13 protein-coding genes and 2 tRNA genes are annotated in these 16,320 nt (G+C 39.7%); 7 read left to right on the forward strand and 8 right to left on the reverse strand.

Annotated features, from left to right (window positions below):
• Positions 1-21: 21 nt before the first annotated feature.
• Positions 22-1,815, reverse strand: a complete 1,794-nt coding sequence (locus ACH11B_RS00120; RefSeq protein WP_130858343.1) for a long-chain fatty acid--CoA ligase — start codon at positions 1,813-1,815, stop codon at positions 22-24.
• Between the two features lie 268 nt (positions 1,816-2,083).
• Between ACH11B_RS00120 and ACH11B_RS00125 the strand changes: the two genes are divergently transcribed.
• The gene (locus ACH11B_RS00125; RefSeq protein WP_013663354.1) at positions 2,084-2,578 is read left to right on the forward strand and encodes a hypothetical protein; all 495 of its coding nucleotides are present in this window, start codon (positions 2,084-2,086) and stop codon (positions 2,576-2,578) included.
• Positions 2,579-2,628: 50 nt separating this feature from the next.
• On the opposite strand, the gene ACH11B_RS00130 is transcribed toward ACH11B_RS00125, so the two are convergent.
• Entirely contained in the window at positions 2,629-4,398 is a 1,770-nt protein-coding gene (locus tag ACH11B_RS00130; RefSeq protein ID WP_377610193.1) for a M61 family metallopeptidase, read from the reverse strand.
• A gap of 268 nt (positions 4,399-4,666) precedes the next feature.
• Here ACH11B_RS00130 and ACH11B_RS00135 point away from each other — a divergent pair, with 268 nt between their 5' ends.
• From ACH11B_RS00135 to ACH11B_RS00155, 5 genes are all read left to right on the forward strand, one after another.
• Positions 4,667-5,725, forward strand: coding sequence for an efflux RND transporter periplasmic adaptor subunit (locus ACH11B_RS00135; RefSeq protein WP_130858341.1), 1,059 nt, complete (start codon positions 4,667-4,669; stop codon positions 5,723-5,725).
• 3 nt (positions 5,726-5,728) lie between these two features.
• Positions 5,729-8,845: an efflux RND transporter permease subunit gene (locus tag ACH11B_RS00140; protein ID WP_377610195.1), complete on the forward strand. Its 3,117-nt coding sequence runs from the start codon at positions 5,729-5,731 to the stop codon at positions 8,843-8,845.
• Between the two features lie 13 nt (positions 8,846-8,858).
• A complete protein-coding gene (locus tag ACH11B_RS00145) occupies positions 8,859-10,166 on the forward strand; it encodes a TolC family protein (RefSeq protein WP_013663358.1) in 1,308 nt (435 codons plus the stop codon).
• Between the two features lie 90 nt (positions 10,167-10,256).
• Positions 10,257-11,108: an N-acetylglucosamine kinase gene (locus ACH11B_RS00150; RefSeq protein ID WP_377610197.1), complete on the forward strand. Its 852-nt coding sequence runs from the start codon at positions 10,257-10,259 to the stop codon at positions 11,106-11,108.
• A gap of 12 nt (positions 11,109-11,120) precedes the next feature.
• Positions 11,121-11,633 carry a glutathione peroxidase gene (locus tag ACH11B_RS00155; RefSeq protein WP_013663360.1) on the forward strand — a complete coding sequence of 171 codons (513 nt, stop codon included), beginning with the start codon at positions 11,121-11,123 and terminating at the stop codon, positions 11,631-11,633.
• A 403-nt stretch (positions 11,634-12,036) separates the two neighbouring features.
• Here the strand turns inward: ACH11B_RS00155 and ACH11B_RS00160 are convergent.
• A tRNA-Val gene (locus ACH11B_RS00160) sits at positions 12,037-12,111 on the reverse strand.
• Positions 12,112-12,163: 52 nt separating this feature from the next.
• A tRNA-Val gene (locus ACH11B_RS00165) sits at positions 12,164-12,241 on the reverse strand.
• A gap of 333 nt (positions 12,242-12,574) precedes the next feature.
• Here ACH11B_RS00165 and ACH11B_RS00170 point away from each other — a divergent pair.
• A complete protein-coding gene (locus ACH11B_RS00170) occupies positions 12,575-13,210 on the forward strand; it encodes a hypothetical protein (RefSeq protein ID WP_013663363.1) in 636 nt (211 codons plus the stop codon).
• 68 nt (positions 13,211-13,278) lie between these two features.
• On the opposite strand, the gene ACH11B_RS00175 is transcribed toward ACH11B_RS00170, so the two are convergent.
• From ACH11B_RS00175 to ACH11B_RS00190, 4 genes are all read right to left on the reverse strand, one after another.
• A complete protein-coding gene (locus ACH11B_RS00175; protein ID WP_377610199.1) occupies positions 13,279-14,178 on the reverse strand; it encodes a DUF72 domain-containing protein in 900 nt (299 codons plus the stop codon).
• 68 nt (positions 14,179-14,246) lie between these two features.
• Complete coding sequence (locus tag ACH11B_RS00180) at positions 14,247-15,206, reverse strand: M20/M25/M40 family metallo-hydrolase (protein WP_013663365.1); 960 nt, start codon at positions 15,204-15,206, stop codon at positions 14,247-14,249.
• Positions 15,207-15,231: 25 nt separating this feature from the next.
• The gene (gene recO / locus ACH11B_RS00185) at positions 15,232-15,954 is read right to left on the reverse strand and encodes a DNA repair protein RecO (RefSeq protein WP_013663366.1); all 723 of its coding nucleotides are present in this window, start codon (positions 15,952-15,954) and stop codon (positions 15,232-15,234) included.
• Positions 15,944-16,318, reverse strand: a complete 375-nt coding sequence (locus ACH11B_RS00190; RefSeq protein ID WP_130858338.1) for a diacylglycerol kinase family protein — start codon at positions 16,316-16,318, stop codon at positions 15,944-15,946. Before ACH11B_RS00190 ends, recO begins: the two co-directional genes overlap by 11 nt.
• Positions 16,319-16,320: the final 2 nt, after the last annotated feature.

The raw sequence follows: 16,320 nt of genomic DNA on the forward strand, positions 1-16,320 counted from the left end.
ATAATTTCCTCTATTTAGCTGCTATGGATGTTGTTCCCTTGGTTTCTGATCATGTTCATCGCTATAAATATGATCAATCAGTTCTTTGGTTCGCTCTAATATCACTTTTCGTTTCAGGCTTAATTTCGGTGTCAGCTCACCACCATCAATCGTCCATTCATTTGGTAGCAGAACAAATTTCTTAACCTGTTCCCAATGCCCAAAACTTTCATTAGTTTTATCAAGGACATGTTGATATTTTTCTATAACCTTGGGATCTTTTATCAGATCTTCCTTCGTACTTCCGGAAATTCCATTTTTGCCTGCCCACTTTTTTAATTCCTCAAACGCAGGAACGATGAGCGCGGCAGGAAAACGTTTTCCTTCTCCAATCACCATAATTTGTGCAATCAATGTCGATTCCATAAATTTATTCTCTATTATCTGAGGAGCGACATACTTACCACCTGCCGTTTTAAACATTTCCTTTTTACGATCTGTTATTCGCAAAAAGCCCTCTGTTGTCAACTCACCAATGTCGCCGGTTTTAAAGTACCCATCTTCATCGAAAGCCTCTCGTGTAGCCTCATCATTTTTATAATAGCCCTTCGTCACATTTGGCCCTTTACACAGAATCTCTCCATCACTAGCTATTTTTACCTTCACTGATTTTAACAAAGGACCTACAGTTCCAAACCCCAATCCATTTCTCTCAAAATTATTTACTGCTATAACCGGTGAAGTTTCCGTTAAACCGTAACCTTCCAACACCGGGATACCTGCGGCCCAAAATACTCGTGCCAAACGCTCTTGTAAAGCAGCACCTCCACTGATAATGCCCACAATATTACCTCCAAGAGCCATCTGCCACTTTTTGAAGATAAGCTTTCTAGCTATTGCCAACTTAATCTTGTAGAAAAACGAATTCTTACGGGGTTCTTTAAATTTCAAGCCCAAGTCTAAAGCCCAGAAGAACAGCGCATGTTTAATCCCGGTAAGTGCCTTTCCTTTATCCACAATCTTGTCGTAAACCTTTTCCAATACCCGGGGCACTGTTGTAAAGCCATTCGGCTTCACGTCATTGATGTCGGCAACAATGGTATCCATATTTTCCGCATAATAAACACTTATCCCTTTATAAAAGTATAGGTAAACGACCATCCTCTCAAAGATATGGCATAGAGGCAAAAAGCTAATGGCTGTCTTATAATTCTCCGGAAGCAAATGGGCACAATCGGTGAAATTACTTACCAAATTTTTGTGTGATAAAAACACGCCTTTAGGACTACCGGTAGTTCCCGAGGTATAAATGAGCGTCAATAAATCATCTTCATGAATATCATTTCGGTAAACGTCGAGATCAACGGTGGTGAGCGATGCCCCAATCTCTTCAATTTCCTTCCAATATTTCTCCCCCTCTACTTTATCAAAAGTATATAATGGAATATCCAGATTGTGTAAGGTAAGTGCAGTCTTCAATTTTTTAGCTAAATCCGAGGTGCCTACAAAGGCCATTTTCACTTCTGCGTTTTCGGTAATATAATTTAGGTCGTGATCCGATAAGGTTGGGTACAACGGAACTACCGCAGCACCTATTTGGTTGATCGCAAAGTCGGTAAAGTTCCATTCCGGTCGGTTAGCTGACATAATGGCAAGCTTATCTCCTTTTTTTATGCCTAAATTGAGCAAGCCTTTACTAAGGTTATCAACAATCTGAAGAAAATGATCGGTTTCATAACACATCCATTTTCCTCCCTCCTTCCCCGCTACAACCGTTTTTTGTCCAAAGGAAGACTTATAATTAGATAACAAATCAAAAACGCGCGAAAGTGCCATAAGTTTACGTATTAATTTATGAATCGGTTTATTCAGCGTCCATTAAAGATAGCAAAATTTATCGGCTCTGTATCATTTTAAGCTAAGAAAAAATTGAAGCAGAACAAGTAAAACGGCAAATATATGCTATGTATACATAATAAAAAGACATTTACATTTTGTCTCTTGAACAATAAAATCAATCAAAAATTGTTTTTGTAACAAGTTAGCGTAACTTTGGCGCTTAAAACTGACGACTTACTGTTAACATTTATTTAAGATTAATTCTATGAAAAAATTGCTTTTTATTGCATGGGGTGTGGTTTCTCTTTTGTTCATATCCGTTAAATCACAAGCGCAAGCCACAGACGGTTACGAATATAAAAGTGCAATCGGAGGTCGCTTTGGTGTCGCCAATGGAGTGACTTTTAAAACTTTTCTACAAGGCCAAAATGCATTGGATGTGATTCTGAACTTCCGCTCCAATAGTAAATCATCCACCTTCAAGCTGGTAGGTTTATACGAAATCCATAATGACTTTGAAGGTGCTCCCGGTCTACGGTGGTATTATGGTGCCGGTGCTGGTATCGGAACTTATAAAAATAAAGAGACAGATAATAGCGGCGCTGCTTTCAGTATTGACGGCGTCCTAGGTTTAGATTATAAAATTGATGGCGCGCCGATTAACCTTTCTTTGGATTGGAAACCGGAAATGCGTTTTGCTCCCGACAATACCGGTTTAGACTTTGCCGGTTTCGGCCTTTCCATTCGCTTCGCTTTTTAAACAATCGAAAAAGAGGGAAGCAATCGTCCTTCCCTCTCTTAAACAACTATTTATTGCTCAGCCAACCACTTCTCTCTTAGTTGCTGTTGTTCAGCAGTCACATTTTCAGCTGGCATGAATGCATATTTTCCTGTTTTACTTGCCTGCACTTTTACAGCTAATTCTTGAATAATGCCATCACGGGAAACAAGCATTTTTACAACGTCCCCGATTCTACTGGCTTGAACTACTCGTTCTAACTCTTTTCCGGTTGCGTCTATGCGATAGCCGTTAATTGCAATTAGCTCATCCTTCACGTTAATGCCTCCGTCCCATGCTCCTCCACCACGTATTACATTCTGAACCAACAATTTATTATCTGTTGTTGAAGTCTTAATGCCTAGATCCGGCGTTTCGTAGCCGGCGTTTAAGTCGACAAGCTCCAATCCGACAAACTGCAAATATTTATTATAGTCAGGCGAACCGGCGGTATTAACCAAATGATAAATATCATCTAAAGAAGTTCCTGCTACTTTTTCAGCTAAGTCTTTGAAGGCTGCATCAGAATAGCCTTTGCCCTGTTTTTTATAAAATTCGTTATAAGCCTCTCGCATGACGTCATCCAGACCTTTTTGCCCTATGGTAGAATGCAATATTTTCAGGTCCATCATCATCGCAATCAAAGCTCCTTTATTATAGTAGGAGACGATACTGTTCAATGAATTCTCATCCTGGCGATAATATTTGATCCAAGCATCAAAGCTTGATTCACTTAACGGTTGAACCTGGTTGCCTGGTCGGTTTTCGACGGCTGTTACGTCTGTCGCCAACATCTGTAAATAACTGTCTTCTGTATGAAAACCAGCGCGTCGCACTAATAAATTATCATAATAAGCGGTAAAACCTTCTCCTATCCAAAGGTTAGTAGTATAATTCTCCTGATCATAGTTAAACGGCCCCAAAGCTTCCGGGCGTAATCTTTTAATGTTCCATAAGTGGAAATATTCGTGTGCAACTAAACTGAGAAAAGATTTATATCCGCTTTCACTGTTATAGTTAAACCGACTTGCACCGAGTACAGTAGAATTAAGGTGCTCCAATCCACCACCTCCTGAATGGTAGTTATGAACAATAAATACATATTTTTTATTCGGGTTCTCCCCAAAAATGGCGGTAGCAGATTCCACGATCTTAGCCATATCTTTAGCCAACCTCACCTTGTCGTAATTACCGCCGCTAACCATTGCAACCTCATGCGGAATTCCGGCCGCAGTAAACTCGAACACATCTTGGTTTCCTACTTCTATCGGTGCATCAAATAAAATATCAAAATCAGCTGCGAAATATGTATTGACTTCGCCTTCTTTTTCCATCAATCCTGTTGAAATCTTGTTCCACGATTTGTGAGGTATGATTTTCACCTCTGCAGGCCGATTTATTTGATTATCTACATACATAAAGATACCCGTCGGCGATAAAAAAGCATGCGAAGCATCAATAAAACTAGTGCGCACCGATACTTCAAACGCATAAACACGATAACTCACCATAATCTTTCCGGCGCCTTTGCTTGAAACCCTCCAGGTATTCTTGCTTACTTTTCGACTGGTCAGCGGCCTCCCATTGGCATCTTTGGCATGGAACCCTTCTACATTCTTCGAAAATTCTCTCACTAAATAAGAGCCCGGTGCCCAAACAGGCATTTTTACGTCCACGTAATCTTCTTTAACGCGATCAATTTCCATGGTAATTTCCGCGTAATGGGCCTGAGGCTCTTTAAAAGACACTTCAAAACGAATAGGGTTAAGTGCCAGCGCTTCGGCAGATAAGGTTGTTATCATGATAGTTAAAAAGCTAAAAAGTTTAATAAATATATTGTTCATGCGTGAAAGAATTAAACTGCAAAGGTAGCAATTTACAGCAGCATCACTGCACCTATTTGTCCTCTTCCATTGGGAGGGCGATTTTAACATCAATAATGTTGCAAAACTGTATGGCAAATAATAATTAACTTTATGCCTTGTAACGCTTGGCAGAATCCGTCAGATCAACTTTTGTGAGCTAACATCTAATATAAAAGAGAACTAAAACGCAGTCAATTTTTTCTGAATGAAGAGAAAGTACATTTACTTAATCATTATTGTAGGTATTATCGCTTTCGTTGCCTACAAGTTTTCCAGTGAAAAAGGAGGTAAAATTGCCCCACCTAGTGAAAGTCCAAAAGGTGCTCCCATTGAAGTAAATGGGATTGTGGTATCACCGAAAGATTTTGAGAATATTTTAACGGTATCGGGTAGCGTTGAACCAAACGAGCAAGTTCAAATTCGGAGCGAGGTTTCAGGTATTATACGAAATCTTTACTTCCATGAAGGATCTTTTGTAACAAAAGGACAAATTCTGTTTAACATTGACGACACAGAATTACAAGCTCAATTATTGCAACGTCAAACCGAAGAAAAACTTGCGGAAGAGAACGCTCGCCGAGCCTCCCTCTTGTTAGAAAAGGAGGCGATCAGCACGCAAGAAAAGGATGTGGCACTCGCAGATTTACAATCAGCTCAGGCGCAAACACAATTAATAAAAGCGCAGATAGCGAAAACAAAGGTAAGGGCACCTTTCAGTGGAAAAATAGGTCTTCGCTCGGTATCGGCAGGAGAATATTTGACACCCACTACGATTGTCGCAAATTTAATGAGTACCAACCCGGTAAAAATTTTATTTTCGGTTCCTGAAAAATATACAGCACAAATAAAAGAAGGGCTGCCTTTAAACTTTACGATAAGCGGCTCGTCAAAACAGTATGGCGCAAAAATATATGCCATCGAACCTGGAATTGATGCACAGACAAGGACAATACAAATTAGAGCTTTAGCTGCCAACGATTCAGGCGAGTTATTTCCAGGTTCTTTCGCCAGGGTGCAACTACCCATCAATATGGTAAAAGAAGCCGTTTTAATCCCCACGGAAGCCGTTATCCCGGTACAAGGAGGCAAACAAGTTTTTGTATGCAAGGGAGGCAAGGCGAGCGCGGTGGACATTGAAAGCGATAGCAGAACAAGCACAGATATCCTCGTGAACAAGGGTATTTCTATCGGTGATACCGTGCTCACTTCGGGTGTCATGGCCTTAAAAAACGGGATGAATGTGCATGTTAACTTAAAAAATTAAGCCATGAGTCTTTCAACCACCAGTATAAAACGTCCAGTTCTGACGATCGTCATGAACCTAATCTTGATTCTTTTTGGGATTATTGGTTACACCTTTTTAGGTATACGAGAATTCCCCTCTATCGACCCCCCTATCGTTTCGGTCCGTACCAATTATGCCGGGGCAAACCCCGACATCATCGAATCACAAATTACGGAACCCCTGGAAAAGTCGATCAATCAAATAGATGGTATTCGCAATATTTCATCGTCCAGCAATCAAGGTTCAAGTAATATTAACATAGAATTTGTTCTTGGTAAAAATTTAGAAGAAGCAGCAAACGACGTAAGAGACAAAGTCTCACAAGCACTCAGAAGCCTGCCACAAGATATAGACGCACCTCCGGTTGTTTCAAAGGCAGATGCTGATTCGGAACCCATACTTACTTTGACTGTAAGAAGTGACACGCGCGATCCATTAGACCTAAATGACATCGCAGAAAATGTCATTGCACAACGATTACAAACCCTTCCCGGCGTGAGTACCGTTCAAATTTGGGGACAACAACGTTACGCTATGCGTCTATGGATTGAGCCAATGCGTTTAGCCGCTTACGGTTTAACTCCCCTAGATGTCCGAAACGCATTGACGCTACAAAACGTCGAATTGCCATCCGGAAAGATTACGGGAGCCAATACAGAGCTTACTGTTAAAACAGCGGGAAACCTTGTAACCGAAGAAGATTTTAATAGATTGATCATTAAAACCGATAGTAATCGGATTATACGTTTTAGCGATGTTGGACGTGCCGTATTGGGACCTGAAAATATTGAAACGAAGATGACGGAATCAGGTATTCCAATGGTGGGGCTAGCTGTGATTCCTCAACCCGGAACTAATTATATCGAAATTGCAGAAGCATTCTACAAAAGAATTGAACAAATAAAGAACGAAATTCCTACCGATATTATACTAGACGTCGCATTGGACAACACGCTGTTCATCAAAAAATCCGTTACGGAAGTGGCCGAAACGATTGCTATAGCCCTGGTATTGGTTATATTGATCATATTTTTGTTCTTCCGAAACTGGGGTATCGCCTTCAGGCCGTTAATCGATATCCCTGTATCTTTAATTGCCACCTTCTTTATTATGTACCTTTTTGGTTTTTCCATTAATGTATTAACACTTCTCGCCATTGTATTGGCAACCGGACTTGTTGTGGACGACGGAATCGTTGTAACCGAAAATATTTACAAAAAGGTGGAAGAAGGTATGTCACCGATGCAGGCTGCCATCAAAGGATCAAATGAAATTTTCTTTGCTGTCATCTCCATTTCGATAACCTTAGCAGCGGTTTTCTTACCCGTTATGTTTCTGGAAGGATTTGTAGGACGGCTTTTTCGTGAATTTGGTGTCGTTATTGCGTCGGCGGTACTCATTTCTGCCTTTGTCTCGCTGACATTAACGCCAATGCTGAATGCTTACCTAATGAAGAAGGGCGGCACCAAGCACTCTCGGTTTTATGAACTCACCGAACCCTATTTTGTAAAAATGACTACTGGTTATGGTAAATCATTGACTCATTTCCTACAGCATAAATGGCTTAGCTTTCCTATCCTTTTCATCTGTTTTGGATTGATTGCCTTCTTTTGGACACATATCAAAAAAGAAACGGCTCCATATGAAGACCGGAGTCTGATTCGCGTCAATGTAACAGCTCCAGAAGGAAGTTCCTATGATTACATGGACCGTTTTATGACCGAACTTACACAGCTCGTTAATGACTCCATTCCTGAAAAATCTGTTAATTTGGTCATGACATCACCGGGATTCGGTTCATCTTCAATTAACAGCGGGAGAATGCGCATGACCCTAGTAGCTCCGGAAGACCGGGTACGTTCACAGGCAGAAATTGCAGAGGCATTAACTAAACAAACGAGAAAATATACCGAAGCCCGGACCTTCGTCACGCAAACGCCGACAATCTCGGTAAATAGACGAGGCGGGCTACCTGTACAATATATTATACAAGCACCAACATTCGACAAGCTCCGTGAAAAAATACCGGAATTTATGGACGAAGCGAACAATGATCCGACGTTTTCTGTGGTTGACATTGACCTTAAGTTCAATAAACCGGAACTCAATATAAGCATCGATCGCGACAAAGCCCAAAGTTTAGGCGTATCGGTACTCGACGTTGCTCAAACCCTGCAGCTCTCGCTAAGCGGCCAACGCTTTGCCTATTTTATCATGAATGGCAAACAATATCAAGTAATCGGTCAATTTGACGATGTAGACAGAAGTTCTCCTTTGGATTTAGCCGCTATATTTGTTCGAAGCAATACAGGGCAATTGATTCAATTGGACAACGTTGTAACGATCGAAGAACGTTCTAGCCCACCTCAATTATATCATAATAACCGGTTTATGTCGGCTACCGTATCGGCAGGATTAGCACCCGGCGTAAGTCTCGGCGAAGGTATTGATGCAATGGACAGAATTGCAGCCAAAGTACTTGACGACAGCTTTTCTACAGATTTAGGCGGTGAATCACGCGACTTTAGGGAAAGTGGGTCGAATACCTTATTCGCATTCGGGCTCGCTTTATTATTAGTATATTTAATATTGGCGGCGCAATTTGAGAGTTTTCTCGATCCATTTATCATTATACTTACCGTTCCTATGGCTGTGGCCGGTGCACTGTTATCCTTATGGGTGGTTGGAGAAAGTTGGAATGTATTCAGTCAGATCGGCACTATTATGTTGATCGGTTTAGTCACTAAAAATGGTATTCTGATAGTTGAATTTGCCAATCAACTTAAAGAAGAAGGCAAGACCGTTAAAGAGGCTATCTTAGAAGCGTCCGAGGCTCGGTTACGACCGATATTGATGACAAGCTTTGCAATCGCATTGGGAGCTCTTCCCATTGCATTGGCCCTTGGTGCAGCTGCAACAAGCAGAATAGGCATGGGAGTTGTAATTGTAGGCGGAACGATTTTCTCATTGATCCTAACCTTATTTGTCATCCCTGCCATTTACTCGTTATGGTCAAGAGAGTATAAACCGAATTTGGATTTGAAAGAAGCAGAAGAAGTAGAAAGACAGGAACTAAAAGCCGCTCAGGCAATGCTATAATAGCTAATCGTTTATGAAAAAATTATTGTATATTTTTTTACCGATATATATTTTGCCCTTTATTGCCTTTGCACAAGAGATATTGAATTTGGAAGATGCTGTCGCTATTGCCCTTAAACAAAACTATGACATCAGGCTTGTTAGCAATGATGTTGCTATTGCAAAGAACAATGCAAATTTGGCCAATGCCGGCATGTTGCCAAGTGTTACGGGCGATGCTTCTGCATCCGCTGCTACACAGAACACGACACAAACACTATTAAGCGGTGAAACCCGATCGTTAAAAGGGGCACGGAACACATCCATGGCTTATGGTGCAAATCTGGATTGGACTGTTTTTGATGGGTTTCAAATGTTTGCGCGTTACGATCAATTGAAAGAATTACAGAAGCTAGGTGATGCGAATTTAAAACAGGCAATTTTATCCACCGTTTTTAACGTCGTTAGCGAATATTTTAACCTGGTACAACAAAAACAACAACTTACCGCCTTACGAACAGCACTAGACCTTTCAAAATATCGCCTAGAAATGGCTGAGAATCGATATCAGATTGGAAGAGCCTCTAAATTAGAGGTTTTAGCCTCCAAAGTCGACTTAAATACCGATACCACAAATCTTATGCGTCAAAATGTGCTTTTCAGCAACACAAAAATCAGATTGAACGAAATCTTAGCTCGCGATGTCAATACGCTTTTTGACGTAACGGACAGTATCAGTATAGAAGACAATCTTAAATATGATAACTTATTAAATCTCGCACTCCAACATAATCCGGCTTTGCAAGCAGCTTTAATTAATCGAAGGATAGCACAGCTTGAATTGAAAGAAGTAAAAGGTCAGCGTTATCCCACAATAGACATAAATTCCGCGTATACACGAACACGAACTACGGCTGAATTAGGCTTTGCGACGAAAAATCAGGGCAATGGATTTAGTTACGGCGTGTCAGCATCAATGAATATATTCAATGGGTTTTTACAGAAAAGGAATGAGAGGAATGCAGCATTGGCCATTGAAAATGCGAGCATTAACCTGGAGAAAACGAATCAAGCACTTCTTTCACAGCTTTCATCTGCCTATCAGACTTATCTCGTTAATCTAGAATTAGTTGATCGAGAACAAGGAAATCAAATGGTTGCTAAGCAAAATATGGATATAACGCTCGAAAAATATCGTCTAGGAAGCATTACACCCTTAGAGTTTCGCGAAGCCCAAAGAAACTATGTTGATGCAAGCGTTCGATTCAGCAATGCTCAATATGAAGCAAAAATGGCAGAAATTGGTCTAAAACAGATTGCTGGGTCACTCACGCTCAATTAATGTGCTTTAGACACTTTATAAATGGTTATTCCAGTATTTTAGTATATTTGTATCTAAAACGTTAACACATAAAGCCTACCAAATTTTACTATGATATTGGTTGTAGATAGCGGATCGTATAAATCTGACTGGATGCTTGCACTTCCAAACAGCGAACCTTTAACTTTCAGAACAAGAGGATTAAATCCCTTTTTTACCACGGAGAAGGAAATCGTAAAGATTGTGCAGAATATCACAGATATAGCACCCTATGCAGATCTTATTTCAGAAGTCTATTTTTTTGGATCGGGCTGCACAAATCCCGACCGTCGGGAAATGGTATCAAATGCTCTTTCTCAAATCTTCAAAAAGGCTTTTATTTCAGTAGAAACCGACCTTATCGGCTCCGCTTATGCTACCTGTGGAAATGATAGTGGTTATACCGCAGTACTTGGAACGGGGTCAAATGTTACCTTTTTTGATGGTGAACAGGTACAACCAACAAGGCAAGGACTGGGTTTTATACTAGGTGATGAAGGTTCCGGCGCTTGGTTCGGAAAAAAATTGATAACAGCTTTTCTCTATGGTGCTTTACCCGAAGAGCTCTCCAGGAAATTTGAAAGTACTTACCGGATCAATAAAGAAATGGTTATCAAAAACGTTTATCAAAGGAATTCTCCAAACACCTATCTCGCCTCCTTTGCGCCTTTCATGGAAAGCAATCAAACGCACCCATATATTATGGGTCTATTGCACCGTGGCTTTGAGGAATTTGTAAAAACAAACATTTTATTGTTCCCTGGTTATCAAAATCATTTATTTCATTTTGTGGGATCTATCGCTTATTACTTCAGTGACCAACTAAGGATCGTATGCGAGCAATACGCCGTACAAATCGGCAAAATAATTAAACAGCCTATTGAAGAATTGTTTAACTTCGTTATCGAAAGAGAAACAGTTTAAATCAATAGAAACATGAAAACGCTGCTTTTAATTATGAGCATGTTTATGGCTCTCCCACCTGAAAATATTTATCAGTTTTCATTTACCTCCATCGACGGTAAAACAATTGATCTAAAAGATTTCAAAGGAAAAAAAATCCTTTTGGTTAACACCGCCTCTAAATGCGGCTTCACTCCCCAGTATAAAGAACTGGAGGAATTATCAAAAAGATTCAAAGACAAGGTTGTCGTGATCGGATTTCCTGCCAACAATTTCGGCTCACAGGAGCCTGGTTCTAATGACGACATAAAGTCGTTTTGTGAACAAAATTATGGCGTGACTTTTTTACTCGCAGAAAAAAGCAGTGTGAAAGGCGACGATATTAACCCTATTTTTGATTATTTAACAAAAGCGGAGAATCCGGATTTTACAGGCGACATCAAATGGAACTTTGAGAAGTTCTTAATTGACGAAAACGGCCACTTGATACATCGTTATCGTTCCGCCACCAAGCCGCTATCAACTGAAATCACTTCTCAACTTTGAGTATATATTAAAATTGAAATAAAAAGCCTTGATGATGGGCATCAAGGCTTTTACTTAACCAATTATAAACCTAAATTATGAAAAGACTACTTTAATACTGCATGACAGCAGTCAAAACACTTACCACAAAGTCCATGCCAATAAAAAAATGAGCAACCCTTTTTCGGATTGCCCATTTACATTTTAGGTTTGTAATCGGTATTTATAAAAGTATGACAAACAAGTGATAAATCAAAATTAAACTGCAATCTTTTTTATTGTCATGACACAGATTCAGTAATCGCTGTCAGTTAGAAAGTAGTATCAGTTTTACTCATCAATCGAGTGTCATTTAATATCAAACAATAAAAGGGAATAAAAATAGATATAAAATAAAAAAGCACCTTGAATAGATGCTTAAGTGTGGAGGCTACTGGATTCGAACCAGTGACCCTCTGCTTGTAAGGCAGATGCTCTGAACCAGCTGAGCTAAGCCTCCTTAAATTTTATCTACTTAAACAAAGTAGATCATATAACCTATAAAAACCTTATGGTGGAGGCTACTGGATTCGAACCAGTGACCCTCTGCTTGTAAGGCAGATGCTCTGAACCAGCTGAGCTAAGCCTCCTTTTCCTACCTATCCAGGTATTCTTCCCGTTTGGGACTGCAAATATAGAGTTGTTCCACAACAATGCAAAATATTTTTGAACTATTTCTTCGCTTATTATGTAATCAGTTAATTTTTAATATTTTACTCTTTTGGTAAAAGTGGTTTTCTTAAACTTATCGACGCTATTCCTTCCTTCTGGGCTTTTTTATCGTCATTTAAAGCCTTTTTTATACACTTTCGTTTGCTCCCACGGTCTGCCGTCTTATCCAAATACCGGAAAACCATGGCATTCTATAAGGTTTGTGTTATATTTGCCGGAGTTAAATACGTCAAACACAACTTATATTACTTATGCAAAGACTAAAATTTTCTTTCTTCATTTTCGTTCTTTCCTTTTCTTTAGCTAATGCACAAGCGCAAACTGCACCTACTTCACCTGTTAAAACGTCAAAAATTTCCCAGGCAAAATCACAACAGGGATTGAACGGAGGATCTATTGCAAGTCAGTTTGACTATATTAACAACACTTCAAATAATTATCAGGACTATAAAGTAGTTCGAAAAACCTCCTTAGAAAAATTAGAGACAAACATAACAGATTCAATCAAAGCTATGCAGACCAAACTGGCCAATGTAAAAGCCACTTTGGACAACCATGATCGTGAGGTTTCTTCTCTTCAAGATAGCTTGAACAAGGTAGCACAGGAACTCAAAACTACCAGGGAACAAAAAGAGAGCTTTAGTTTTTTAGGGATCCTCTTACCGAAGAGTACCTATAACTTACTTATATGGTGTATAATTGGTGTACTTGCTCTGGCACTTACGTTTTATATATATCGTTTCAACCAAAGTCATTTAGTAACTGCCGATGCAAAAAAAACATTGGAAGAACTACGCCTCGAATTCGAGCAACATCGCAAGAAAGCTATGGAAAGGGAACAAAAGCTAAACAGGCAGCTCCAAGATGAATTAAACAAGAGGCTGTAAACCATAATATAGAGTGCTCCATGTTTTTGACAAGATATAGGAGACACTCTTTTTTTTGTAGCTTATTTTCAAAGTAGCTTAGCCTGTTCACCTGTCTCCGCTAGTCCTTTCGGAACGTGTAAGTCAAGATCAAAAACGCTGTTCAACTTTTCAATAAAATAAGAGGAGAGTAAAGGCGACTCCCTTTCTATATTCTGATGCACAAAAAAGTACAAAGATTGCAAGCCTTCCGATCGCCATTCCTGTATTCTGTCTATCCATCGATCCAAACGTTCGTAGTCGCTTGAGTGATTTGCCCCAACATAGCGAATAAAGGCCTCAGGAGAGGTTAGTCGCATGTGCAACATATCCCTACGACCCGCGGTATCAACTATTATATTTGCCATACGATGCTCTTTTAGTAGATTACTATACTCGTCAAATATCTCTTTATTCTGAAACCACTCTTCATTTCTAACCTCTACCGCCAATGGTATGCCTTTTGGAAAAGCTGACAAATAAGCAGAAAGGCGGTCCAAATTAGTTGGTTTAAAATTGTCATGAAGCTGCAAAAATGCCATGCCAAGTTTTTCTTCAAAAAAGCTAATCGCATCGCAAAAAGCAATCGTAGGTTCCTCAGCATTTAATAAACGTCTGTAGTGACTGATCTGATTTGGCAATTTTGGGAAAAATTTAAAATCAGCAGGCACTTTACTCTTCCAAGTCAATACTTGTTGTTTATCCGGCGCATTGTAGAAGGTAGCATTGAGTTCAATTGCATTAAACTGGTTTGCGTAGTACGATAACTCGTCTTTTGTTCCACGTGGATAAAATCCTTTTAGATCTTGTTTATTCCACTTAGCACATCCTATGCTCACCTTAAAAGCCGCCTTGTTTCTAGTAGCATTCAGTAGGTTAATTGTATCCGAATGGGTGTCAGGCAAAGTAAAATCCACTTGCCCGGGGTCTTCAACTTGTCCAAATTTCATTGTTAATTTTTTTTATTATCGACATCGATCAAGAGACACACGCATAAATATACAAACATGTAAAAATCTTACTTGACTTCCGTAAAGTTAAGTTTATTTTTATTCATTGCTTTCAAAATGATTTCTATTTCCAAATCGACTATTTTTGCCAATGCTGTTATATTGACTTTTTCAGGAGTATCCGTAGGCATATGGTAATCTTCATGTCCACCCGTGTGAAAAAAAAGAACCGGGATACCTTTAGCGTAAAAGGAGCCATGATCAGAACCACCACTTCCGCTTCTGTCTGTAAAATATTTAATATCGCTTGTAATACCTTCAAAAACGGCTGGCCAACTATCGCTTGTACCGAAACCGCCTATTCCAAGTCCACGCCCCGGATCATACCTGCCAATCATATCCATGTTCACCATAAAATTCACTTTATTCATTGATGTAACAGGATGTTCTACATAATACTTAGAGCCCAGCAGCCCCAATTCCTCTCCCGAAAAAGCTACGAAAAGAATATTATAATTCTCTTGCCGTCCATTTTGTGAAAAACACCTTGCTAGTTCCAATAGTCCCGCGACGCCCGAGGCATTGTCATCGGCACCATGATGGATCTTCCCTTCAGGCAAAGCGTCCTTAGAACTGCCCTGTGTACCTAGCCCCAAATGATCATAATGGGCTCCAATGATGATTGTATTTGTCGCCCTATTATCCAAATATCCTATCAGGTTATCGGCTTTCCGCAAACTATCGGGAACAACCACCTTTTTCACTTTTGCTATAAACGGCTGTCGATAACCCTTATCTCCTAATGGCTTCAGGCCATATTTCTTAAAATAGCGCTCAATATACTTCGCCGCCTTTTTTATACCTTTACTGCCCGTTCCTCTACCTTCCAACTTATTTGCTGCCAAAAAATAGATATGCTTTTTTATCAAAAGTGAGTCTGCTTTAATTTCGCCGCTTTGAGCATGACAAAAGGAAACAGTTAAAAAAAACATAGAAGGCAGCACGTAACTTTTAATGAATGTAAACATATTATTCGTATATGATATGATTGCTTTAAGCCAAAACTTCTTCCAGTATTTCGAGTGATTTTATTTCGCCTAAACCATCGATATGGAGTTGATAAAAATCGATCAATTTCTGCAAAAGAATTCTTCGGTCCCGGTTACCTATTTTCACATTGTTAAGCGATGCAAAACTGGTATTTAAAAGTGTATTCCACTGACCGGTATGTGGTTCCTGCAAAACTAAGATATGACCTGGGGTGAATCGAGTAAAAACACCTTCCTTAAGATCAAAATAAATTTGTTCTCCTGTTCGGGATGCTGGATAGAAGCCTAAATATTTGGTGAGTTTTAGAAGAAAAGCTAAATGAAAATTGATCGGTGTTTCCTCGGACGAATCTAACCAGCATATTGCACTAAAGAGGTATTCAAAAAGCTTTTCATCCGGCCCCTGCTGCCGAATGCTTTTATATATTATTTCCGTAATAAACAAGGCCATGGAGCTTTTTATAATATCGTAGGGAATCCGTTGAAAAACCGGTAATTGCCGAGCCTCCGCCATCCGGTTTAATCCCGTTGTAGTTTTTTGATATACGACAAGATCTAATAAATGTAGTGGTTGCAATATATTAAGGTGAATCTTCGCCCGTGCCCTCTTTACGCCGTTGATAAGATAAGACTGTATACCAAACTTTTCCGTAAATATTTGCGCCACAACACTCGTCTCGGCATAAGGAGTAATCTTCAGGACAATTCCTCTGGTTTTATGTAACACTATTGAAATGCTTTATTACTTGCACAAGTTTAGGCAAAAAAATAATGATTCCACAAATAATAGAAAATACAGCCAACAGCAGAACGGCGGAGGCGGCGGCATCCTTCGCCTTTTTTGCTAAGGGATGCCAGGTAGGTGAAACCAGATTGGTTAAAGCTTCCAGCGCAGTATTAAATAGCTCAGCAGCCAATACAAGAAAAATGGATACCCCAATCCAAAGCCACTCATTGAGATCGATTTTCAATAAAAGCCCCATTATAAGGGCAAGTATTGCAAAAGCAGATTGGATCCTGAAGTTCCTTTCGGTTTTAAATGTATCACGTAAACCATACCAAGCAAATCTCAACGCAGATAGAAAGCCCATAA

The organism is Olivibacter sp. EAT-5 (assembly GCF_044784325.1).
GTDB classification, from domain to species: Bacteria; Bacteroidota; Bacteroidia; order Sphingobacteriales; family Sphingobacteriaceae; genus Olivibacter; species Olivibacter oleidegradans.